Genomic DNA, 21,390 nt, shown 5'->3' on the forward strand with positions numbered 1-21,390 from the left:
AGCGGGTCAATAGGCACTCGCCGGCCCGTCATGGGCCAGCAATTGCTGGAACTGGTCCGAAGACACGGCGTGAGAGATCAGAAATCCCTGGACCTGAGTGCAGTCGATCTTACGCAACAGCGCAAGTTCCTGCGCAGTTTCCACGCCTTCAGCGACCACGATCAAACCCAACTGGCGCCCCAGGCTGACAATGCTGGTGAGCGCTTGGGCCAGTTCTTCGTTGGTATTGCAGCCTTGCACCAGTGCGCGGTCGATCTTCACCTCGGTGAAAGGCGCCGACACCAGGTTCATATAGGAACTGTAGCCCTTGCCGAAATCGTCCTGGGACAGGCCGAAGCCCTTGATGCGCAAACGGCAGGCACCGGCGTAGAAGTTGCTGATGTCATCCGGCACGGAGCACTCCATCAGCTCAAAACAGATACGCGCGGGCAAGCCCTGATGCTCCAGCACGAAGGCGAGGATGCGGTCGGGCAGGTCGTGGCTGTTGAGCAAGTGCGTGGGCAGATTGACCGATACCGGAATGTCATAGCCCAGCTGGCGCCACGCCAACTGAGCGGCCATCGCTTGTTTGAGCACGCACCACAACAGGCGCTCTTCCAGGCCACAGGCGATCAATGCCGGCAGGAATGTGCCGGGCAACAACAGGCCGTGCTCGGGATGGATCCAGCGCACCAAGGCTTCGGCCGCGACGATGCGACCGTTGCTCAAGGCTTTCTTGGGTTGGAACCAGGCTTGCAGTTCGCCGTCGTCCAAGGCGTTCATCAGGCTTTGGCAATCAATGCCCGGCTGGGTCTCGGCCGGCACCACTTGACGCAGCGCCTGCAATTGATCGATCAAACAGCGCAGGGCGGCGGCATTCACCGGCTTGGAGATCAGCCCGATCACCTTGACTTGCAGGTTGCTGGCCACCAGGCTTGCGCCCATCAACATGCGCCGTGACGCCGCACTCATGATCGCCAGGGCAGGGCGCGAAGGGTGCGCGGCCAGGCTCTGGATAAATTGCACACCGTCCATGCCCGGCATCAGCAGGTCGGTGAGCACCAAGTCGAAATCCCGCTGTTTCAGGCAGGCCAGTGCTTCTTCACCGTCCCTGGCGCATACCAGGTCAAACTCCCCGAGCTCGTTGAACAGGTTTTGCAGGTACAGGTGCTGAATGGGGTGGTCTTCGACAATCAAAATGCTACAGGGCTTCATGGGTGACTCGTTCGTAGGGAGCCAGGACAGTGAACAAGGCTCGCAGCGTGAAAGGTTTGACCAGGCAGTGATTCATGCCGGCCGCGAGGCACAAGGCATCTTCGCCGCGCAGGGCGTTGGCAGTAGCGCCGATGATCGGGATGCTGCAGCCCTGGCGCCGCAGGGCTTCGGCCAGCTCGTAGCCATTGAGCCTGGGCATGTTGACGTCAGTGAGAACAATGTCGAAGGCGCCGTCGGACCAGCGTGACAAGGCGTCTTCGCCGTCACCTGCCAGCTCTACGGTGCAGCCGAGTTCTTCGAGCTGGTCACGCAGAATCAATTGGTTGATGACGTTGTCTTCGGCCACCAGGATGTGCAGGTGCAAGGGGCGCAGGTCGCGTACAACACCGCGCACCTGGGGCGAAATCACCTGGCCGTTCTGGGCGTGGCGAACCGCTTGGTGGATGGCGCTCAGATCGTTGAGGTTGACCTGCCAGCCATCGGCGCAGAACTGTGGTTCGTGGACGCCGTCGTTGCTGGCGAGCACCCGCGGCCCATTCCATGGCACGTCGTGGCGGCGTTCGACCAGTTCAAGCAATACACAGGGCCCCGCCAACGCGGTGCTGGACGGCAGGCCGACTTGAGCGCGGGCACCCCAGCGGCGCAGCCAGCCGCAGAGGCTGTCGGCCAGTTCGCGGATCGGCGAGAGCACATACACAATTTCCGCTGCCAGAGGCTGCATGACCGTCAGCCCGATGCAGGACGGTTGCTCCAGTGGCACGGTCAGGGAAAAACTGCTGCCCAGCCCCGGCTCGCTGACCATGCGCAGGGTGCCGTTCATCAAGTGGGTCAGGCGCAGGCAAATCGGCAGGCCGAGTCCGGTGCCGGCGATCACATGGGAGTTGCCTTCGCTCTGATAGAACGGCTCGAAGATAAACGCCTGGTCGGCATGGGCAATGCCTCTGCCGGTGTCAGAGATTTGCCATTGCAGGCACACCCGTTCACCTTCGCGGCTGAGCTGTTTGACCCGCAGCACCACGCGCCCGGAGTCGGTGAACTTGACCGCATTGCTCAACAGGTTGTTGAGGATCTGGCGTACACGGCTGGCGTCGCCGATCAAGCGAAGCGGCAGTTGTGGGTCGAGACAGGCATACAGTTGCAAGCCCTTGCTTTGCGCCGCCGCCGCGTAGCCTTGCACCACTTCTTGCACCAGGGTCGGCACACAGAATTCGCTCAGTTCCAGAGCGAGTTGGCCGGCTTCGATTTTCGACACGTCGAGCACGTCGCAGATCAGTTGCAACAACGTTGCCGAAGACCCTTCGATGGCGTGCAGGTAGCTTTTCTGCTGCGCATCCAGGCGGGTGCGAGCGAGCAATTCCAGGGTGCCGAGCACGCCGTACAGCGGCGTACGAATTTCATGGCTCATGGTCGCGAGGAACAAGGTCTTGGCTTCGTTGGCGGCGTCCGCCGACTGGCGCGCCTGTTCCAGTGCCGTTTCGATCTGCGTGCGTGCGCTGATATCACTGAAGGCACACAGCAACACGTCTTCACCCTTGTAGCGGGTGGGTGCGCAGCTCAGGTAAAGGTGGCGGCCGTCAGCGGCTTCAAAGTAATCGGTGAGGCAGGGGGCCTCGGGGTCAAAGGCGTGACGAATCCAGCCGGGGCCCAGCTGTGCGCCACGTTCACCGAGCCATTGTTGGGCAAGGGTGTTTTTCAATACCACGGCGCCGTCGGTGCGGCGCAGCACACACAGCGCCACGGGGGCGGTCTGGATCACGTCACGGCTGAACAACTCGCTTTCCACCAGAGCCTGAATGCGGTGGATCGCCGGGGTGATGAAACGGTGTTCGAGGCGACGGGTCAGCAGGCACACCAGGCTGATGCTCAGCAGGCAGAACAGCAGCGCGCCAATCATTTGCGGCCACAGCGCCCACAACACTGCGCGCAGGTCGATGGAGTAGGTGAGCTGCCAGTCCGAAGACTTCAGTTGTTTGCGCAACACCAATTGCTCGGGCAGCCAGCCGTCACCGACAAAGCCGAAAAAGTCCTGATGACGCAGGTGCGACAAGTTCTGCCCGGGCGGCGGTTTGCGGCTGTTGCTGAACAGCGGCATGCCCTGGGCATTGAACATGGTGAACTCACCGGCGCTGTGGTCGCTCAGGGCGTTGGAGACTTCGCGGTCATCCATCTCCAGGCCGAGCCAGCCGGAGTTCACGTCGCGCTCGTCGAGGCGGATGAAGATGTACAACTGCGAATGGTCGTCGGATCTGTGGGTCAGCCACAGCTCCTGCACGCTGCCGCTGAGCTTGAGGGTTTCCAGTTGGTCCAGCATGGCCTGGGGGAACTCGCTGCACACCGGGGTGGCGCTATATAGCCGCAATACCTGGGCTTGAGCGCCGACATACAGCAGGTTGAGTTGCTTGGCTTTGAGGTAGCCGCGCATGCGCTGGGTCAGCCAGATGCTCCATTGCTTGCCCGGGGTTTGCCCCAGCAGCAGGCGGATCTCTTCATCGGATACTGGCAGGTCCAGCTCGGACTTGCGTGTGGCCGACAGGCTGAGGCTTTCCAGCAGGGCTTCACGGGTGGTGAAAAACGTATGGGCTTCGGCAATGGCGCTGCTCATGTAGCTGCGCCGCTGGGAGATCTCATTGTTGAAGGTGAACAACAGGAAGCTGTACACGCCGCCCAGTATGCCTACCAGCAACACCAGCGCAAAAATGCGCAACAGGCGTCGCGCGGCGTGGGGCGTGGATAAGACGGGACTGATCTGGTGGAGGTAGTTCTTTAATCTCATCCCGGCACTTTAGGGGCGGCCGGGTGCAGGCAAAATCAGACGATCCTTAGAACCCACCATTCATCCGGCAAATACCAAGCAAGCTAATTATTCCATTTGACATTCGCTGCCTAAGCAGTAACATCTGGTCATACATTCACTGCCTAGGCAGTAATAAGGTGACTTCCCAATGAAACACTTCACCCCCGACAACTTCCACAACTGCCACCTCGGCTTGTTGCTCGGCCGCGCCGCACTGCTCAAAGACCGCATCATCGACACCCACATGGAGCCGTACGGCATCACTGCCGCGCAGTTCAAGGTGTTGGTGATCATGGCGCTCTATGGCATCGACACCCCGGCCGAGCTGTGCCGCCACCTGTCGCTGGACAGTGGCTCGATGACCCGCATGCTCGATCGCCTGGAGCAAAAGGGCCTGCTCGAACGCCAGCGCAGCGCCCAGGATCGTCGCCAGGTTCAGCTGGTGTTGACGGCCGAAGGCCAGAAATTGGCGGACACCTTGCCCCATGTCGGCACCGACGCCCTGAACCAACTGGCGGGCTCCCTGGAACCCGGCGAGCTGGAAGCGCTGGAGCGGATTCTCAAGAAAATTCTGATAGCCGCAGGTGACTCCATCACCCTGCTGCGGGTAGGTAAAGAATGAAAACGCGTGCACTGAGCCTGGTGCTGGTGGCGATGAGCATGGCCGGTTGTGCCAACTTCAGCGGCCTCGACACCCAGGGCCAACGCCTCGACGCCAACACCCTGCAAACCGGTAAATCCTTGAGCGGCGTGACCCTGTCGCCCGCCGCCTGGCCCACTGCCGACTGGTGGAAGAGCCTCGGCGACCCTCAGCTCGACGGCCTGATCCAGGAAGCCCTGCAAAACAGCCCCGACATGCAAGTGGCCAGCGCCCGTGCCCACCAGGCCGAAGCCGCCGCCTTTGCTGCCGACGCCGCGCGCATGCCGACCCTGGACGCCAGCGCCGGCGTCAGCCGTTCGCGCCTGGCCAAGGACCAAGACCCGCGCGGTGAAGGCGATGCCTACGCTACCGTGCGTAACATCGGCGCCAGCTTCAACTACAACTTCGACCTGTGGGGTGGCCAGCGCGCCGCCTGGGAAGCCGCGTTGGGCCAGGCGCGTGCCGCCGAAGTCGACCAACAGGCCGCACGCCTGACCCTGGCTGCCAACGTGGCCAAGGCCTACAGCGACCTGGGCCAGGCGCACATCGTGCGTGACCTGGCTAACGATGACCTCAAGCGCACGCGCCAGATGCTCGACCTGGGCAAGCGTCGCCTGAATTCGGGCATCGACAGCCAGTACCAGTACCAACAGACCGAGAGCCTGGAAGCCAGCTCCGAGTCGCAACTGATCGACGCAGAAAAACAACTGCAGAGCGCCAAGATCGCCCTGGCAATGCTGCTGGGCAAAGGCCCGGACCGGGGCGGCGAACTGGCCCGCCCCAACGTGCTCAAGCCCAGCGCCGTGGCCGTGCCCTCGGTGTTGCCGGCCGAACTGCTGGGCCGTCGTCCCGACCTGATCGCCGCCCGTTGGCGCGTAGAGGCCGCGAGCAAGAACGTGGCCGCGAGCAAGACCCGCTTCTACCCCAACCTCAACCTGAGCGCGAGCGCCGGGGCCGAGTCGTTGCTGGGGGATGCGATGTTCGGTTCGGCCAGCCGCTTCTTCAGCATTGCGCCGACCATCTCGCTGCCGATCTTCGACGGCGGTCGCCTGCGTGCCGACCTCGATGCCCGCGACGCCGATTACGACTTGGCGGTGGCGCAGTACAACAAAACCCTGGTGCAGGCCCTGGGCGATATCGGCAACAGCCTGGTGCAATTGCGCGAAACCGGCCGGCAGATCCAGGCCCAGCAACACGCCGCGGACATTGCCCAGCAGTCCTACGACACCGGCGTGCAGCGCTACAGCTCGGGCATCGGTAACTACCTGGATGTGCTCAGCATCGAGCAGCAATTGCTGCAGGCCCAGCGTCAGCTGGCGACCCTGAACGCTGCGCAGATCGATCTGTCGATTCAATTGATGCAGGCCCTGGGTGGCGGATACAACGCCGCAAACGTGGCAGCAGCCACCCCAGCAACGCGTACGGAATAATCTGAGGTATTAGTCATGGCCACTGCCGACAGCAACGCCGCAACAGAAAAAGACACCAACCCACGCAAGCGCAAAGTGATGCTGATCGGCCTGGCGCTGATCGTCATCCTCGGTGTCGTGGGCGTTTGGGGCTGGTATGAACTCTACGGCCGCTTCAATGAAAGCACCGATGACGCGTATGTGAACGGCAACGTGGTGGAGATCACCCCGCTTGTCACCGGCACCGTGGTCAGCATCGGCGCCGACGATGGCGACCTGGTGCACGAAGGCCAGGTGCTGATCAACTTCGACCCCAACGACGCTGCCGTCGCCCTGCAAAGTGCCCAAGCCAACCTGGCCCGCACCGTGCGCCAAGTGCGCGGCTTGTACAGCAATGTCGACGGCATGAAGGCCCAGGTACTGGCGCAACAAGCCAACGTGCAAAAGGCTCAGGACAACTACAACCGTCGTAAGAACCTTGCTGCCGGCGGCGCGATTTCCCAGGAAGAACTGTCCCACGCCCGCGACGACCTGACCTCGGCGCAAAACGCCCTGGCCAACGTGCAGCAACAGTTCAAGACCAGCAGCGCGCTGGTGGATGACACCGTGATCTCGTCCCACCCGGACGTACAAGCCGCCGCTGCCCAGTTGCGCCAGGCCTACCTGACCAATGCGCGCAGCACCTTGATCGCGCCGGTGACCGGCTATGTGGCCAAACGCACCGTGCAACTGGGCCAACGCGTACAGCCAGGCACTGCCTTGATGGCCGTGATCCCGCTGGACCAGCTGTGGATCGACGCCAACTTCAAGGAAACCCAGCTGCGCAACATGCGCATTGGCCAGCCAGTGGATATCGAGTCGGACATCTACGGCAGCGACGTGAAGTTCAGCGGCACCGTCGACAGCCTCGGCGCCGGCACCGGCAGCGCGTTTGCCCTGCTGCCTGCGCAGAACGCCACCGGTAACTGGATCAAGATCGTGCAACGGGTGCCGGTGCGCATCCACATCAACGCCGACGAACTGGCCAAGCACCCGCTGCGCGTAGGCTTGTCGACAGTGGTCAACGTTGACCTGCACGACCAGAGCGGCCCGGTACTGGCGCAACAAGCGCCGCAAAAAGCCTCGTTCACCACCAACGTGTACGACCGCCAACTGGCCGAAGCCGACGCCATGATCACCCAGCTGATCCATGACAACAGCCTCGCTGCTCCCAAGGCTGTGCAACGCTAATGAGCAATAACGCCTCCTTCACGCCACCCAGCCTGTTGATGGCCACTATTGGCCTGTCGCTGGCGACCTTTATGCAGGTGCTCGACACCACCATCGCCAACGTGGCGTTGCCGACCATTTCCGGCAACCTGGGCGTGAGTTCGGAGCAGGGCACCTGGGTGATCACCTCGTTTGCGGTGAGCAACGCCATTGCCTTGCCGCTCACCGGTTGGCTGAGCCGCCGCTTCGGCGAGGTGAAGCTGTTCCTGTGGGCGACCATCCTGTTTGTGCTGGCCTCATTTCTTTGCGGCATTTCCACCTCCATGCCCGAGCTGATCGCCTTCCGGGTGCTGCAAGGCTTGGTGGCGGGGCCGCTGTACCCGATGACCCAGACGCTGCTGATTGCGGTCTACCCCCCGGCCAGGCGCGGCATGGCCCTGGCGTTATTGGCGATGGTCACGGTGGTAGCGCCGATTGCCGGGCCGATCCTCGGCGGCTGGATCACCGACAGCTACAGCTGGCCGTGGATCTTCTTTATCAACGTGCCCATCGGCATCTTTGCGGTGATGGTGGTGCGTTCGCAGCTGAAGAAACGCCCAGTGGAAACCAGCTACCAGCCGATGGACTATGTGGGCCTGCTCAGCTTGATCGTCGGGGTGGGTGCGTTGCAGATCATCCTCGACAAGGGCAATGACCTGGACTGGTTCGAGTCCAACTTCATCATCATTGGCGCGGCGATTTCGGTGATTGCCCTGGCGGTGTTCGTGATCTGGGAACTCACCGACAAGCACCCGGTGGTCAACCTGCGCTTGTTCGCCTACCGCAACTTCCGTATCGGCACCATTGTGTTGATCCTGGGCTATGCGGGCTTCTTCGGCATCAACCTGATCCTGCCGCAATGGTTGCAAACCCAGATGGGCTACACCGCCACCTGGGCGGGCCTGGCGGTGGCGCCGATCGGTATCTTGCCGGTGTTGATGTCGCCGTTCGTGGGCAAGTACGCGCACAAGTTCGACCTGCGCCTGCTGGCGGGCCTGGCGTTCCTGGCGATTGGCTTGAGCTGCTTCATGCGGGCGGGCTTCACCAATGAGGTGGACTTCCAGCACATCGCCTTGGTGCAGCTGTTCATGGGCATTGGCGTGGCGCTGTTCTTCATGCCGACCCTGAGCATCCTGATGTCCGACCTGCCGCCACACCAGATCGCCGACGGCGCTGGCCTGGCGACGTTCCTGCGGACCCTGGGCGGCAGCTTTGCGGCATCGCTGACCACCTGGATCTGGATTCGCCGGGCGGACCAGCACCATGCCTACATGAGCGAAAACATGACCACCTACGACTCGGCGACCCGCGATGCGTTGCAGGCGCTGGGTGGGGCAGGGCACAAGGCGTATGCGCAGCTGGACCAGATCCTCACCAGCCAGGCGTACATGATGTCCACCGTGGATTACTTCACGTTGCTGGGGTGGATGTTCATGGGGTTGATGTTGCTGGTGTGGCTGGCCAAGCCGCCGTTTGGTGCCAAGGCTGGGCCGGAAGCTTCCGGCCACTGATCTACAAAGATTGGAATGCAAACCCCTGTGGGAGCTGGCTTGCCTGCGATGCGGGCACCGCGGTGTATCAAATGCACCGAGGTGATGCCATCGCCGGCAAGCCGGCTCCTACAGTGGGTGGGGCAAAGCCAGCTGCGGATTGACGAAGTCAAACGCCGCCAGCTGAAACCCTTGCTCATCCACCTGCAACGCCCACCCTTGCTTGTCCCAATCCCCCAGCACAATGCGCTTGGCCGCCTGGTCGCCAATCTGCAGCTTATGAATGGCGGGGCGGTGGGTGTGGCCGTGGACCAGGGTGCGCACGCCAAACTGCTGCATCACCCGTGGCACTTCTTCGGGGGTCACATCGACGATGTCGTTGGCCTTCATGCGCGTCTGCGCACGGCTTTCACTGCGCAGCTTGCGCGCCAGCTTGTGGCGGGTGCTTAGCGGCAGATGACGCAGGATGAACAGCACGATGGGGTTGCGCAGGATGCGCCGCAGCTTCATGTAGCCGACGTCGCGGGTGCAGAGGCTGTCGCCGTGCATCAACAGCACAGGCTCGCCATGGAGTTGCACGACACTCGGGTCTTTGAGCAAGGTGGCACCTGCGGCTTTGCAGAACGCCTTGCCGATCAGGAAATCGCGATTGCCGTGCATGATGAAAATCGGGGTGCCGCTGTCGCTCAGCTCACGCAGAGCCTCGCCAATCGAACGCTGGAAGGGGGTCATGCCGTCGTCGCCAATCCAGGCTTCAAAGAAGTCCCCCAGAATGTACAACGCCTGGGCACCACGGGCGCGGCCGTGGAGCAGATCCAGAAACGCCCGGGTAATGTCCGGGCGTTCCTCTTCCAGATGCAAATCTGAAATAAGCAGGATCACGCTTAGATGATCTCGGCTTTCTCGACGATAACGTCTTCTACCGGAACGTCCTGGTGGCCGGCTTTACCGGTGGTCTGCACGCCTTTGATCTTGTCGACGACGTCCTGGCCTTCGGTGACTTTACCGAATACCGCGTAGCCCCAACCCTGCACGTTCTTGCCGCTGTGGTTCAGGAAGGCGTTGTCGGCAACGTTGATGAAGAACTGCGCGGAGGCCGAATGCGGCTCCATGGTACGGGCCATGGCGACGGTGTACTTGTCGTTGGAAAGGCCGTTGTCCGCTTCGTTCTGGATGCTTGGGCGCTTGTCTTTCTTTTCTTTCATGCCTGGCTCGAAACCGCCGCCCTGGATCATGAAGTTACCGATGACACGGTGGAAAACGGTGTTTTCGTAGTGGCCGGCGTTCACGTACTCGATGAAGTTGGCGACGGTGATCGGCGCTTTCTCGGCGTTCAGCTCGATGACGATGTCACCGTGGTTGGTGGTCAGTTTGACTTGAGTCATGTTCACTACTCTTTTCAGGGAATTCGTGGGTTTGGGTGCCCGGGGCACCACGACCGGTATGGCGAAACTGCGGCCAAGGCGCGCAGTTTAGCGTGACCTGCAGGAATTTCGAGGTGGTTTTTTACCGCCCATGCAATAAATGCAGCAGTTTTCGGCCTCGCTCTGTCAGGTGCTTGACAGCATCGGCTATGATATCGCCTTTGTTTTGTCGGCCTAGCCCGGCCACGTACTTGTCTGTTCAAGGATCCTATGAGCAAGCCCACTGTCGACCCTACCTCGAATTCCAAGGCCGGACCTGCCGTCCCGGTCAATTTCCTGCGCCCGATCATCCAGGCGGACCTGGATTCGGGCAAGCACACGCAGATCGTCACCCGCTTCCCGCCAGAGCCCAACGGTTACCTGCACATCGGCCACGCCAAGTCGATCTGTGTGAACTTCGGCCTGGCCCAGGAGTTCGGTGGCGTCACGCACCTGCGTTTCGACGACACCAACCCGGCCAAGGAAGACCAGGAATACATCGACGCCATCGAAAGCGACGTGAAGTGGCTGGGCTTCGAATGGTCCGGTGAAGTGCGCTATGCCTCGCAATACTTCGACCAGTTGCACGACTGGGCCATCGAACTGATCAAGGCCGGCAAGGCCTACGTCGACGATCTGAGCCCGGAACAGGCCAAGGAATACCGTGGCACCTTGACCGAGCCGGGCAAGAACAGCCCGTTCCGCGACCGTTCGGTGGAAGAGAACCTGGACTGGTTCGCCCGTATGCGCGCCGGCGAGTTCCCGGACGGCGCCCGCGTGCTGCGCGCCAAGATCGACATGGCCTCGCCGAACATGAACCTGCGCGACCCGATCATGTACCGCATCCGCCACGCCCATCACCACCAGACGGGCGACAAGTGGTGCATCTACCCGAACTACGACTTCACCCACGGTCAGTCGGACGCCATCGAAGGCATCACGCATTCCATCTGCACCCTGGAGTTCGAAAGCCATCGCCCGCTGTACGAGTGGTTCCTGGAGCACCTGCCGGTGCCGGCGCACCCGCGTCAGTACGAGTTCAGCCGCCTGAACCTGAACTACACCATCACCAGCAAGCGCAAGCTCAAGCAACTGGTTGACGAGAAGCACGTGCATGGCTGGGACGACCCACGCATGTCCACGCTGTCGGGTTTCCGCCGCCGTGGTTACACCCCGGCGTCGATTCGCAACTTCTGCGACATGGTCGGCACCAACCGTTCCGACGGCGTGGTCGACTTCGGCATGCTCGAATTCAGCATCCGCCAGGACCTCGACGCCAACGCCCCGCGCGCCATGTGCGTGCTGCGTCCTTTGAAAGTCGTGATCACCAACTACCCGGAAGACCAGGTCGACAACCTCGAGTTGCCGCGCCACCCGCAGAAAGAAGAACTCGGCGTGCGCAAGCTGCCGTTTGCCCGTGAAATCTACATCGACCGCGATGACTTCATGGAAGAGCCGCCAAAGGGCTACAAGCGCCTGGAACCGGCCGGCGAAGTGCGCCTGCGTGGCAGCTATGTGATCCGCGCCGACGAAGCGATCAAGGACGCCGATGGCAACATCGTCGAACTGCGTTGCTCGTACGACCCGGACACCCTGGGCAAGAACCCGGAAGGCCGCAAGGTCAAAGGCGTGATCCACTGGGTGCCGGCTGCCGCCAGCATCGAGTGCGAAGTGCGCCTGTACGATCGCCTGTTCCGTTCGCCGAACCCTGAGAAGGCCGAAGACAGCGCCAGCTTCCTCGACAACATCAACCCTGACTCCCTGCAAGTACTCACTGGTTGTCGTGCCGAACCCTCGTTGGGCGAAGCACAGCCGGAAGACCGTTTCCAGTTCGAGCGCGAAGGTTACTTCTGCGCAGATATCAAGGACTCGAAACCCGGTCGCCCGGTATTCAACCGTACCGTGACCTTGCGTGATTCGTGGGGCCAGTGATTCTCTAAGGAAGCCGTTGTGCTAACGATCTACAACACACTCAGCAAGACCAAAGAAGTCTTCAAGCCGCTGGATGGCAACAAGGTGCGCATGTACGTGTGCGGCATGACCGTGTACGACTACTGCCACATCGGCCACGGCCGCAGCATGGTGGCCTTCGACCTGGTGACCCGCTGGTTGCGTTTCAGCGGCTATGACTTGACGTACGTGCGCAACATCACCGACATCGACGACAAGATCATCAACCGCGCCAACGAAAACGGCGAGTCGTTCGACGCGCTGACCGAGCGCATGATCGCCGCGATGCACGAGGACGAGGCGCGCCTCAACATCCTCAAGCCGGACATGGAACCGCGTGCCACGGACCACATCCCGGGCATGCACGCCATGATCCAGACCCTGATCGACAAGGGGTACGCCTACGCCCCGGGCAATGGCGACGTGTACTACCGCGTCGCCAAGTTCATGGGCTACGGCAAGCTGTCGCGCAAGAAGATCGAAGACCTGCGTATCGGCGCACGTATCGAAGTGGACGAAGCCAAGCAAGACCCGCTGGACTTCGTGCTGTGGAAAGGCACCAAGCCGGGCGAGCCGAGCTGGGAGTCGCCATGGGGCGCGGGCCGTCCGGGCTGGCATATCGAATGCTCGGTGATGTCCACCTGCTGCCTGGGCGAGACCTTCGATATTCATGGCGGCGGCAGTGACCTGGAGTTCCCGCACCACGAAAACGAAATCGCCCAGAGCGAAGCGGCCACCGGCAAGACCTACGCCAACGCCTGGATGCACTGCGGCATGATCCGCATCAATGGCGAGAAGATGTCCAAGTCCTTGAACAACTTCTTCACCATTCGCGACGTGCTGGAAAAGTACCATCCTGAGGTTGTGCGCTACCTGCTGGTGTCCAGCCACTACCGCAGCGCGATCAACTACTCGGAAGACAACCTCAAGGACGCCAAAGGCGCCCTGGAGCGTTTCTACCACGCGTTGAAAGGCCTGCCGAGCGTAGCGCCTGCCGGCGGCGAAGCCTTCGTGGCCCGCTTCACCGAAGTCATGAACGACGACTTCGGCACCCCGGAAGCCTGCGCGGTGCTGTTCGAGATGGTGCGCGAGATCAACCGCCTGCGCGAGAGCGATCTCGACGCAGCGGCAGGTTTGGCGGCGCGCCTGAAAGAACTGGCCAGCGTGCTCGGGGTTCTGCAAATGAAGCCTGAAGACTTCCTGCAAGCCGGCGCCGAAGGGCGTGTGGATGCGGCTGAGGTGGATGCGTTGATTCAGGCGCGTCTGACGGCGCGTGCCAACAAAGACTGGGCGGAATCCGACCGTATCCGCGACCAACTCACCGCCATGGGCGTGGTGTTGGAAGACGGGAAGGGTGGTACCACCTGGCGCTTGGCTGATCAGGCTTGATCGGTAAACGCTGAACAAAAAAAACGCCCCGACTGGTTCGGGGCGTTTTTTTTGCACATCACTTTAATTACCCACTCGATCAAACTGTGGGAGCAGGCAAGCCAGCTCCCACATTTAGACTTGGGCCGACATTAAGATCCCAGTCGGCTCCTATGCCGCCATCGCCGGCAAGCCAGCTCCTACAGGTGTGTGGTTTCAGGTATTTGCGATGGCGTAGCGGCTCTGCACAAAGCCGTTTGCCGATACCTCTGTGCCAAGATGGCGAAGCGCGTGCTCGCAGCCAATCATGCCGAACAACGCAATGCCTTGCCCCAGCAACACCGGGATTCGCGTGATGGTCAACTCGTCGATCAGGCCCGCCTCAAGAAACGCCTGGATCGTCTGCCCGCCGTCGATATACAGATGCTTCATGCCGCGCTCGGCCAACTGCTTGACCAGTGTGCCCACATCCGCCGCCAGCACTTCCACCTTGCCCTGTAGATGCGCGGGAATCTCCAGCGCCTGGCGAGACAGCGCGATGACCGGCAAACCCTCATAAGGCCACTCGGGAAAGGACAGGACTTTCTCCAACGTCTTGCGACCCATGACCAAGGCATCGACGCTGGCAATGAAGTGTTCATACGTCACGCCATTCAAGGTGGCGATTTCATATTCCGGGCGGTGAAGCCACTCGATGTCGCCGTCAGGCCGTGCAATGAAACCGTCAACGCTGGCTGCGATAAATACCGAACACTTGATTTCCATGGGGGGTGAATCTCCTTTTTCCTATTTGTTTTGACGTGCGCCCAATCGTAGCTTTAGATAACTTCCCGACCCGGCCCACGACGAAAATGGCAGTGATTAAAATGGATTGTATTTTCTGCAGCATCGTTAAAAAAACCTCCCCAGCCCACATCCTGTGGGAAGACGACCAGCACATGGCCTTCCTTTCGATCTTCCCCAATACCCCGGGTTTCAGCGTGGTAATCCCCAAACAGCATTACGGCAGCTATGCGTTTGCGCAGTCGGATGAAGTGTTGTCGGCGTTGATCGTGGCGACCAAGAAGACTGCGTTGCTGATCGACCGCGCGTTTCCCGATGTGGCGCGTACCGGGATGATGCTGGAAGGTTATGGCGTGGATCACCTGCACGCGAAGTTGTTTCCCATGCACGGCACCGGGTCGGACAGTGCGTTCAAACCGTTGAGTTCGAAGGTGGACAAGTTCTTCGAGGCCTATGAAGGCTATATCTCGTCCCATGACCATGCGCGGGCGGATGATGCCGGGTTGGCGGAGCTGGCGGCCAAAATCCGCTCCTTCGCCTAGCAAAATCCCACTGTAGGAGCCGGCTGCTGACCTCGGCCGGCACATCATCACCGGCCATGCGCTTGCGGAACAATGCCGTGCGTGCCAACAGCAACGTGGTCACCGGCACCGTGATCGACAACAAAATCGGGATCAACCACCCGTGCAACACGGGCCCGGACTTGAGCACCGAAAAATAGATAATCGACGCCAACGCCACGCACCAGGCACCCAGCGTCGAAGCCAATGCAGGCGGGTGCATACGCTGGAAAAAGTCTTTCATGCGCAGCAGCCCGATCGCGCCAATCAGCGCAAATACGCTGCTCAGCACCAGCAGCACCGCCACGATCACTTCCACCCATAACGTCATCATTCAATCACCTCGCCACGCAGCAGGAATTTCGCCAGGGCAAACGAGCCGACGAAGCCGAACAGCGCAATCAGCAGCGCCGCTTCAAAGTAGGTGTCACTGGCGTACCGAATGCCCAGGACCAGCATCATCAGCATCGCCAGGATGTACAGGTAGTCCAGTGCCAGTACCCGATCCTGGGCCGACGGGCCTTTGAACAGGCGGATCAGCGTCAGCACCATGGCCAGCGAGAACAGGAACAGGCTGAACAGGATCGCATTGGAGAGCAGGGCGCTCATTCGAAGATCTCCATCAGGGGCCGCTCGTAAGTGGACTTGAAGTGCTCGATAAAGGGCGCTTCCTCCTCAAGATCAAACACGTGCAAGAGCAGGATGCTGCGGTCCAGCGCCAGTTCCGACCAGATGGTGCCGGGCACCACGGTGGTGATCATCGACAGTGCAGCCAGGCCGTTGGGGTCGCGCAGGTCCAGCGGGATCTTGATAAAACGCGAGCGTGGCGGGCGCGAGCCGCACATCAGCACGCCCCAGGCCACTTGCAGGTTGGAGACGATCACATCGCGACCCACCAGGAAGAACAGGCGAATGATCACCCCGGGGCGGCGAATGCGGATCGGCAACGGTCGCAGCGGCGCCATCATCAGCGGCGCGAGAAACCCCAGCACCGCGCCCAGCAACAGGTTGCCCGGGCTCACGGACAGGTTCAACACCAGCCACAACAACCACAACGCCAACGACAACCACGGGGCAGGGAGCAGGCGCTTCATGGTTGCACCTCCAGCGCGGCGGCCTTGGCTTCAGGGCTCGGCACCGGGCGCGTTGCCATCACTGCCATCACGTAGTGTTCCGGGTTGTTCAGGCTGACGGCGGTGTCCTGGGTGTAGCGCATCAGCGGCTCCGCCTTGAACGTCAGCAGGATGCTCAGGCCGAGCAGGAAGAAGATCGGCACGCACTCGTAGCGCCGCAGCAGTGGCGAAGGGCGCTCTTCCGGGGTCCAGAAGCGCTGGATGCCCAGGCGCGCGAAGGCGATCAGCGAGGCCAGGCCGGAGAGGATCAACAGCGCCACCAGGCCCCACGCAGCAGGGCGGATCGGCGCATCGATGCTGACGCCCAGGCCCAGCGGGTTGACCAGTGCACTCAACAAACTGAGTTTGCCGATAAACCCGGACAGCGGCGGCATGCCGATGATCAGCAGGGCACAGGCGATAAAACTCAAGCCCAGGAACGCCATGGTCCAGGGAATCACCTGGCCGACCACGGCTTGCTGTTCATCGTCGAGGTTCACGCCGGGACGCGGGTGCAGGGACTCCATGGCCTTGGGCAGCGCGTCGATTTCTTCATCCAGCGGCAAGTCGTTGGCCGAGCGCGAACGCTCGATCAACTCGGCCAGCAGGAACAGCGCGCTCAAGGCAAGCGTCGAGCTGACCAGGTAAAACAGCGCGCCAGCGGTCAAGCTTGGCTGAGCAAAGCCGACGGCCGACAGCAGAATCCCCGCCGACACCAGAATGCTCAAGCTGGCCATGCGCTCCAGCCGCTGCGCCGCCACCATCGCCAAGCCGGCGCAGATGATGGTTGCCATGCCGCCGTACACCAGCCAGTCGCCACCAAACAGCGCTGAGGCACCGGCCTGGCCAGAGAACAGCAGGGTCCACAGGCGCAGCACGGTGTACACGCCGACCTTGGTCATGATCGCGAACATCGCCGCCACCGGCGCACTCGCCGAAGAATAGGCGGGTGCCAGCCAGAAGTTCAGCGGCCACATGCCGGCCTTGGCCAGGAAGGCCGTCGCGAGGATCGCCGCCCCTGCGTGCAACAAACCGCGATCAGCTTCCGGCACCAACGGGATTTTCAATGCCAGGTCAGCAAAGTTCAGCGTGCCGGTGACGCCGTAGATCATCGCCGCGCCAATCAGGAACAGCGACGACGCCAGCAGGTTGATCGCGATGTAATGCAGCCCCGCCGACACCCGCGCCCGGCCCGAGCCGTGCAGCATCAAACCGTAGGACGCTGCCAGCAGCACCTCGAAGAACACGAACAGGTTGAACAGGTCGGCGGTGAGGAAGGCGCCGTACAAGCCCATCATCTGCACCTGGAACAACGCGTGGAAGCTGGTGCCCGCGCGGTCCCAGCGGGCCATGGCGAACAGCAGCGCGCTCACGCCGATAATGCCGGTGAGCACCAGCATCAGCGCCGACAGTTGGTCCACCACCAACACGATGCCGAACGGCACCTGCCAGTTGCCCGGCAGGTACACGCCAATCGAGCCGGGGCCGCCTTTTTGCGTCCAGTACAGCAGCAGGATCGCAATGCCCAGCCCGATGATGCTGGAGACCAGGTTGATCTGTGCTTTCAGCGGGCGGCGTTTTTCGCCCAGCATCAGCATCAGCGCGGCGGTCATCAGCGGCAGCAGGATCGGCGCGACGATCAGTTGATTCATCCACGTCATTCCTTGGGCTCCCGGCCGTCCACATGGTCCGTGCCGGTCAGGCCTCGGGAGGCGAGCAGCACCACCAGGAACAAGGCGGTCATGGCGAAGCTGATCACGATGGCCGTGAGCACCAGCGCCTGGGGCAGGGGGTCGGTGTAGTTGAGCAGGTCTTGCGGCACGCCGTCCTTGATGATCGGCTCCTTGCCGATGAACAGGCTGCCCATGCTGAAGATGAACAGGTTCACCCCATACGACAACAGGCACAGGCCCATCACCACCTGGAAGGTCCGTGGGCGCAGGATCAACCACACGCCGGAGGCCGCCAGGACCCCAATGGCAATTGCGATGACTTCTTCCATCAGGCGGCTCCTTCTGTGGCGGCCACGGCTTTGGCCTGGTTGCTCGGTTTGTGCGCGCGCACCGACTGGTGGCCGAGGGCGGTGAGCATCAACAGCGTCGAGCCGACCACCATCGCGTACACGCCGACGTCGAAGAACAGCGCGCTGGCGATATGGATATCACCCAGCAGCGGCAGGCTGAAATGCCAGGTGTGGGTGGTGAGGAACGGGTAACCTGCCAACAACGCGCCGAGCCCGGTGAGGGTTGCAGACAGCAGGCCGAAGCCCATCCAGCGCATCGGCCGCAGGCTCATCTGCGCCTCGACCCACTGCGTGCCGGCGACCATGTATTGCAGGATGAACGCCACCGACATCACAAGGCCGGCGACAAACCCGCCGCCCGGTTGGTTGTGGCCGCGCATGAACAGGTAGAACGACACCACCAGCGCAATCGGCAGCAGCAGGCGCACCAGCACCGCTGGCACCATCATGAAGCCCAGCGCGGTGTCGCTGGCCTGGCGCGGGTTGACCAGGTCGGTGGCCACGTCCGGTGCCAGCTGACGCTGTTGTGGCGGCAACTCCATGCTCTCTTTGGATGGACGGAATCGTCGTAGCAGCGCATAGACCGTCAGCGCCACGGCGCCGAGCACGGTGATTTCGCCGAGGGTGTCGAAGCCCCGGAAGTCCACCAGCATCACGTTCACCACATTGCTGCCGCCGCCTTCGGGCAGGGCGCGGCTTAAGTAGAACGAAGAAATGTCGTTGGGGGTCTGGCGCGTCAGCATCGCGTAGGACAGCAACGCCATGCCGCCACCGACCACGGTGGACAGCAGGAAGTCGCGCAGGCGGCGGATGCGTGCCTTGCGCAAGGAGCTGGGCAGTGGCGAGACCTCTTCGATCCGCCGTGGTAGCCAGCGCAGGCCGAGCAGGATCAGCACAGTAGTGACCACTTCCACCACTAATTGGGTCAGCGCCAGGTCCGGCGCCGAGAACCACACGAAGGTCACGCAGGTCATCATGCCGCACACGCTGACCATGGTCAGGGCTGCCAGCCGGTGGTACTTGGCTTGCCAGGCGGCGCCGAGGGCACAGGCGATTGCCAGCAGCCACAGGGTGACGAACACGATGGAGCCCGGGATTTTCGGGCGGTCGCCCCAGCTGAGGCCGCTGTTGAGCATCGGGATCATGCCGCCGACCACCGCCACCAGCACCAGCAGGAACAGCTGGGTCTGCAGGCGCTTGGTGCTGATGCGTTTCTCGATCTTGCGCACGCCGCGCATCATCACCACCAGGCAACGCTCGAACATGCGCTTGCCGTTGAAGTAGCTGATGATCGGCGGGTATTTGAAGCGGCCGCGCTTGAGTTGCTTGCGCAGCACCAGGTACAGCACCACGCCGCAACTCATGGCCACCAGGCTCATGATCATCGGCGCATTCCAGCCGTGCCAGATCGCCAGGCTGTAGTCCGGCAGCACCCCGCCGACCACCGGCAAGGCCGCAGCGGCGAGGATCGAGCCCACCACCTGGGCCGGGAAGATCCCCACCAGCAGGCAGGTGAACACCAGCAGTTCAACCGGCGCGCGCATCCAGCGTGGCGGTTCGTGCGGCGTGTGGGGCAGGTTGGTGGCGGTGGGGCCGAAGAACACATCGACGGTAAAGCGCAGGGCATACACCACGCTGAACGTGCCCGCGATGGTGGCGATCACCGGCAGGGCGAACTCCACCCAGGCGGTCGAGGAGATAAACACGGTCTCGGCGAAGAACATCTCTTTGGACAGGAAACCGTTGAGCAACGGCACCCCGGCCATGGACGCACTGGCAACCATCGCCAGCGTGGCGGTGAACGGGATCAGCCGGACCAGGCCGCTGAGCTTGCGGATATCCCGGGTGCCGCTTTCATGGTCAATGATGCCTGCGGCCATGAACAACGAAGCCTTGAAGGTGGCGTGATTGAGGATGTGGAATACCGCCGCGACGGCAGCCAGCGGGCTGTTGAGGCCCAGCAGCAAGGTGATCAAGCCGAGGTGGCTGATGGTGGAATAGGCCAGCAGGCCCTTGAGGTCGTTCTGGAAGATGGCGCAGTAAGCGCCGAGGAGCAGGGTGAGCGCGCCGGCACCGCCGACGATGTAGAACCATTCTTCGCTGCCGGACAGCGACGGCCACAGGCGGGCCAGCAGGAACACGCCGGCCTTCACCATCGTCGCCGAATGCAGGTACGCCGACACCGGCGTGGGGGCCGCCATCGCGTGGGGCAGCCAGAAGTGGAAGGGGAACTGCGCGCTTTTGCTCAACGCGCCGATCAACACCAGGGCCAGCATCACCGGGTACAGCGAATGTGCGCGAATCTGATCGCCCGCCGCCAGCACCTGGTCCAGGTCATAGCTGCCAACGATATGCCCCAGCAGCATCACGCCCGCCAGCAGGCACAAGCCGCCCGCGCCGGTGACCATCAACGCCATATAGGCGCCACGCCGTGCATCGGCGCGGTGGTGCCAGTAGCCGATCAGCAGGAACGAGAACAGGCTGGTCAGTTCCCAGAAGAACACGATCTGGATCAGGTTGCCGGAAATCACCAGGCCAAGCATGGCGCCCATGAACGCCAGGAAAAACGCGAAGAAACGCGGCACCGGGTCGTCCGGCGACATGTAGTAGCGCGCATACAGCGACACCAGCGTGCCGATGCCGAGCACCAGCATCGAGAACAGCCAGGCAAACCCGTCCATGCGCAACACGAAGTTCAGCCCGAGGCTGGGCAACCACATGAATTCTTCGCGGATCACGCCACCGTGGGCGATCTGGGGGTAGAGCAGGGCGACTTGAATGGTGCCGACCAGGGCCACAAGGCCGGCCAACAGGGATTCGGTGTTACGTGCATTGTGCGGCAGCATGGCCGCCAGACAGCTGCCAATGAACGGCAGAAGCAGTAGAACTATCAGGGACATAGGCTTCTAATCTGCGGGAGTTTGGGATGCATCATACGTGCCGCTTTCACGATCACCAAACGGCAACATGTGGCAGGATCCTACAAGGTAGGCCGAAAATGCCTACTTGGCACTGTTGCACCGGCGTCAATATTGAAATGCGATCCCTGTGGGAGCCGGGCTTGCCCGCGATGGCGGCCATCCAGCCAACCCGGTTCTATCAGGTGTAAATCAGTCAAATGTGGGAGCTGGCTTGCCTGCGATAGCGGTATGTCTGTGTACATATCCGTTCCTGCGGTAACGGCCACTTATGGTTCCGCTCTTACAGCGGGTCACTTTTGGAAGGACCCAAAAGTAACCAAAAGGTCCTCGCCCCACCACTCGGCACCTCGCCTAGGCTCGGTGTACCCTCTCTCCGGCTTGAATCCGTGGGCCGCCGTCATGGGCCATCCTTGGCCCAGGACGGCTAACCCGGCGTCCTGCCGGGTTAGCCACGGATTCAAGCCTGCATTCGGCCAGCGTGGTTGACGGGGCGCC

General features: G+C 61.9%; 17 protein-coding genes and 1 pseudogene. 7 read left to right on the forward strand and 11 right to left on the reverse strand.

The window, feature by feature from the left end; translation table 11 throughout:
- Nucleotides 1–6: 6 nt before the first annotated feature.
- Together pvrR and AC07SU_RS05440 are read right to left on the reverse strand one after the other, a co-directional pair.
- On the reverse strand, nt 7–1,194 hold the full coding sequence (gene pvrR / locus AC07SU_RS05435; protein ID WP_494996441.1) for a response regulator cyclic di-GMP phosphodiesterase PvrR: 1,188 nt from the start codon (nt 1,192–1,194) through the stop codon (nt 7–9).
- Entirely contained in the window at nt 1,181–3,967 is a 2,787-nt protein-coding gene (locus AC07SU_RS05440; protein WP_494996442.1) for an ATP-binding protein, read from the reverse strand. Before AC07SU_RS05440 ends, pvrR begins: the two co-directional genes overlap by 14 nt.
- A gap of 169 nt (nt 3,968–4,136) precedes the next feature.
- Between AC07SU_RS05440 and AC07SU_RS05445 the strand changes: the two genes are divergently transcribed.
- The 4 genes from AC07SU_RS05445 to AC07SU_RS05460 are packed head-to-tail and all read left to right on the forward strand — an operon-like array spanning nt 4,137 to nt 8,796.
- On the forward strand, nt 4,137–4,610 hold the full coding sequence (locus AC07SU_RS05445) for a MarR family winged helix-turn-helix transcriptional regulator (protein ID WP_176998847.1): 474 nt from the start codon (nt 4,137–4,139) through the stop codon (nt 4,608–4,610).
- The gene (locus AC07SU_RS05450) at nt 4,607–6,058 is read left to right on the forward strand and encodes an efflux transporter outer membrane subunit (RefSeq protein ID WP_494996443.1); all 1,452 of its coding nucleotides are present in this window, start codon (nt 4,607–4,609) and stop codon (nt 6,056–6,058) included. The genes AC07SU_RS05445 and AC07SU_RS05450 overlap by 4 nt, the downstream gene beginning before the upstream one ends.
- Nucleotides 6,059–6,073: 15 nt before the next feature.
- Nucleotides 6,074–7,267 (forward strand): HlyD family secretion protein, encoded by a 1,194-nt coding sequence (locus AC07SU_RS05455; RefSeq protein ID WP_494996444.1) that lies wholly within the window; start codon nt 6,074–6,076, stop codon nt 7,265–7,267.
- Nucleotides 7,267–8,796 carry a DHA2 family efflux MFS transporter permease subunit gene (locus tag AC07SU_RS05460; protein ID WP_494996445.1) on the forward strand — a complete coding sequence of 510 codons (1,530 nt, stop codon included), beginning with the start codon at nt 7,267–7,269 and terminating at the stop codon, nt 8,794–8,796. The genes AC07SU_RS05455 and AC07SU_RS05460 overlap by 1 nt, the downstream gene beginning before the upstream one ends.
- Before the next feature lie 108 nt (nt 8,797–8,904).
- Here the strand turns inward: AC07SU_RS05460 and lpxH are convergent, their stop codons facing one another.
- Together lpxH and AC07SU_RS05470 are read right to left on the reverse strand one after the other, a co-directional pair.
- On the reverse strand, nt 8,905–9,657 hold the full coding sequence (lpxH, locus tag AC07SU_RS05465) for a UDP-2,3-diacylglucosamine diphosphatase (RefSeq protein ID WP_494996446.1): 753 nt from the start codon (nt 9,655–9,657) through the stop codon (nt 8,905–8,907).
- Between the two features lie 2 nt (nt 9,658–9,659).
- Entirely contained in the window at nt 9,660–10,160 is a 501-nt protein-coding gene (locus tag AC07SU_RS05470; RefSeq protein WP_123717841.1) for a peptidylprolyl isomerase, read from the reverse strand.
- 249 nt (nt 10,161–10,409) lie between these two features.
- Here AC07SU_RS05470 and AC07SU_RS05475 point away from each other — a divergent pair, with 249 nt between their 5' ends.
- Together AC07SU_RS05475 and cysS are read left to right on the forward strand one after the other, a co-directional pair.
- The gene (locus tag AC07SU_RS05475) at nt 10,410–12,110 is read left to right on the forward strand and encodes a glutamine--tRNA ligase/YqeY domain fusion protein (protein WP_176998842.1); all 1,701 of its coding nucleotides are present in this window, start codon (nt 10,410–10,412) and stop codon (nt 12,108–12,110) included.
- Nucleotides 12,111–12,128: 18 nt separating this feature from the next.
- Nucleotides 12,129–13,517, forward strand: coding sequence for a cysteine--tRNA ligase (gene cysS, locus AC07SU_RS05480; RefSeq protein ID WP_176998841.1), 1,389 nt, complete (start codon nt 12,129–12,131; stop codon nt 13,515–13,517).
- A gap of 195 nt (nt 13,518–13,712) precedes the next feature.
- On the opposite strand, the gene AC07SU_RS05485 is transcribed toward cysS, so the two are convergent.
- Complete coding sequence (locus tag AC07SU_RS05485) at nt 13,713–14,261, reverse strand: dihydrofolate reductase family protein (RefSeq protein ID WP_494996447.1); 549 nt, start codon at nt 14,259–14,261, stop codon at nt 13,713–13,715.
- Nucleotides 14,262–14,362: 101 nt separating this feature from the next.
- Between AC07SU_RS05485 and AC07SU_RS05490 the strand changes: the two genes are divergently transcribed.
- Nucleotides 14,363–14,821, forward strand: a complete 459-nt coding sequence (locus AC07SU_RS05490; RefSeq protein ID WP_494996448.1) for an HIT family protein — start codon at nt 14,363–14,365, stop codon at nt 14,819–14,821.
- A 19-nt stretch (nt 14,822–14,840) separates the two neighbouring features.
- Here the strand turns inward: AC07SU_RS05490 and AC07SU_RS05495 are convergent.
- From AC07SU_RS05495 to AC07SU_RS05520, 6 genes and pseudogenes are all read right to left on the reverse strand, one after another.
- Nucleotides 14,841–15,173 (reverse strand): annotated as a pseudogene (locus AC07SU_RS05495) (Na+/H+ antiporter subunit G); the annotation flags it as partial.
- Nucleotides 15,170–15,448: a K+/H+ antiporter subunit F gene (locus AC07SU_RS05500; RefSeq protein ID WP_005789171.1), complete on the reverse strand. Its 279-nt coding sequence runs from the start codon at nt 15,446–15,448 to the stop codon at nt 15,170–15,172. The pseudogene AC07SU_RS05495 and the gene AC07SU_RS05500, both read right to left, overlap by 4 nt.
- Nucleotides 15,445–15,933, reverse strand: coding sequence for a Na+/H+ antiporter subunit E (locus AC07SU_RS05505; protein WP_457408101.1), 489 nt, complete (start codon nt 15,931–15,933; stop codon nt 15,445–15,447). The genes AC07SU_RS05500 and AC07SU_RS05505 overlap by 4 nt, the downstream gene beginning before the upstream one ends.
- Nucleotides 15,930–17,612 carry a monovalent cation/H+ antiporter subunit D gene (locus tag AC07SU_RS05510; RefSeq protein ID WP_178921244.1) on the reverse strand — a complete coding sequence of 561 codons (1,683 nt, stop codon included), beginning with the start codon at nt 17,610–17,612 and terminating at the stop codon, nt 15,930–15,932. The genes AC07SU_RS05505 and AC07SU_RS05510 overlap by 4 nt, the downstream gene beginning before the upstream one ends.
- On the reverse strand, nt 17,609–17,953 hold the full coding sequence (locus AC07SU_RS05515; protein ID WP_003192163.1) for a Na+/H+ antiporter subunit C: 345 nt from the start codon (nt 17,951–17,953) through the stop codon (nt 17,609–17,611). Before AC07SU_RS05515 ends, AC07SU_RS05510 begins: the two co-directional genes overlap by 4 nt.
- The gene (locus AC07SU_RS05520; protein WP_494996449.1) at nt 17,953–20,874 is read right to left on the reverse strand and encodes a monovalent cation/H+ antiporter subunit A; all 2,922 of its coding nucleotides are present in this window, start codon (nt 20,872–20,874) and stop codon (nt 17,953–17,955) included. Before AC07SU_RS05520 ends, AC07SU_RS05515 begins: the two co-directional genes overlap by 1 nt.
- Nucleotides 20,875–21,390 lie beyond the last annotated feature (516 nt).

This window comes from Pseudomonas sp. GW821-FHT05H12, assembly GCF_059419385.1.

Excerpts from the sequence above, each read along its gene's own strand:
- pvrR (WP_494996441.1), bottom strand. The coding sequence starts at position 1,194 with ATGAAGCCCTGTAGCATTTTGATTGTCGAAGACCACCCCATTCAGCAC.
- AC07SU_RS05440 (WP_494996442.1), bottom strand. The coding sequence starts at position 3,967 with ATGAGATTAAAGAACTACCTCCACCAGATCAGTCCCGTCTTATCCACG.
- AC07SU_RS05445 (WP_176998847.1), top strand. The coding sequence starts at position 4,137 with ATGAAACACTTCACCCCCGACAACTTCCACAACTGCCACCTCGGCTTG.
- AC07SU_RS05450 (WP_494996443.1), top strand. The coding sequence starts at position 4,607 with ATGAAAACGCGTGCACTGAGCCTGGTGCTGGTGGCGATGAGCATGGCC.
- AC07SU_RS05455 (WP_494996444.1), top strand. The coding sequence starts at position 6,074 with ATGGCCACTGCCGACAGCAACGCCGCAACAGAAAAAGACACCAACCCA.
- AC07SU_RS05460 (WP_494996445.1), top strand. The coding sequence starts at position 7,267 with ATGAGCAATAACGCCTCCTTCACGCCACCCAGCCTGTTGATGGCCACT.
- AC07SU_RS05470 (WP_123717841.1), bottom strand. The coding sequence starts at position 10,160 with ATGACTCAAGTCAAACTGACCACCAACCACGGTGACATCGTCATCGAG.
- AC07SU_RS05475 (WP_176998842.1), top strand. The coding sequence starts at position 10,410 with ATGAGCAAGCCCACTGTCGACCCTACCTCGAATTCCAAGGCCGGACCT.
- AC07SU_RS05485 (WP_494996447.1), bottom strand. The coding sequence starts at position 14,261 with ATGGAAATCAAGTGTTCGGTATTTATCGCAGCCAGCGTTGACGGTTTC.
- AC07SU_RS05490 (WP_494996448.1), top strand. The coding sequence starts at position 14,363 with ATGGATTGTATTTTCTGCAGCATCGTTAAAAAAACCTCCCCAGCCCAC.
- AC07SU_RS05500 (WP_005789171.1), bottom strand. The coding sequence starts at position 15,448 with ATGAGCGCCCTGCTCTCCAATGCGATCCTGTTCAGCCTGTTCCTGTTC.
- AC07SU_RS05505 (WP_457408101.1), bottom strand. The coding sequence starts at position 15,933 with ATGAAGCGCCTGCTCCCTGCCCCGTGGTTGTCGTTGGCGTTGTGGTTG.
- AC07SU_RS05510 (WP_178921244.1), bottom strand. The coding sequence starts at position 17,612 with ATGACGTGGATGAATCAACTGATCGTCGCGCCGATCCTGCTGCCGCTG.
- AC07SU_RS05515 (WP_003192163.1), bottom strand. The coding sequence starts at position 17,953 with ATGGAAGAAGTCATCGCAATTGCCATTGGGGTCCTGGCGGCCTCCGGC.
- AC07SU_RS05520 (WP_494996449.1), bottom strand. The coding sequence starts at position 20,874 with ATGTCCCTGATAGTTCTACTGCTTCTGCCGTTCATTGGCAGCTGTCTG.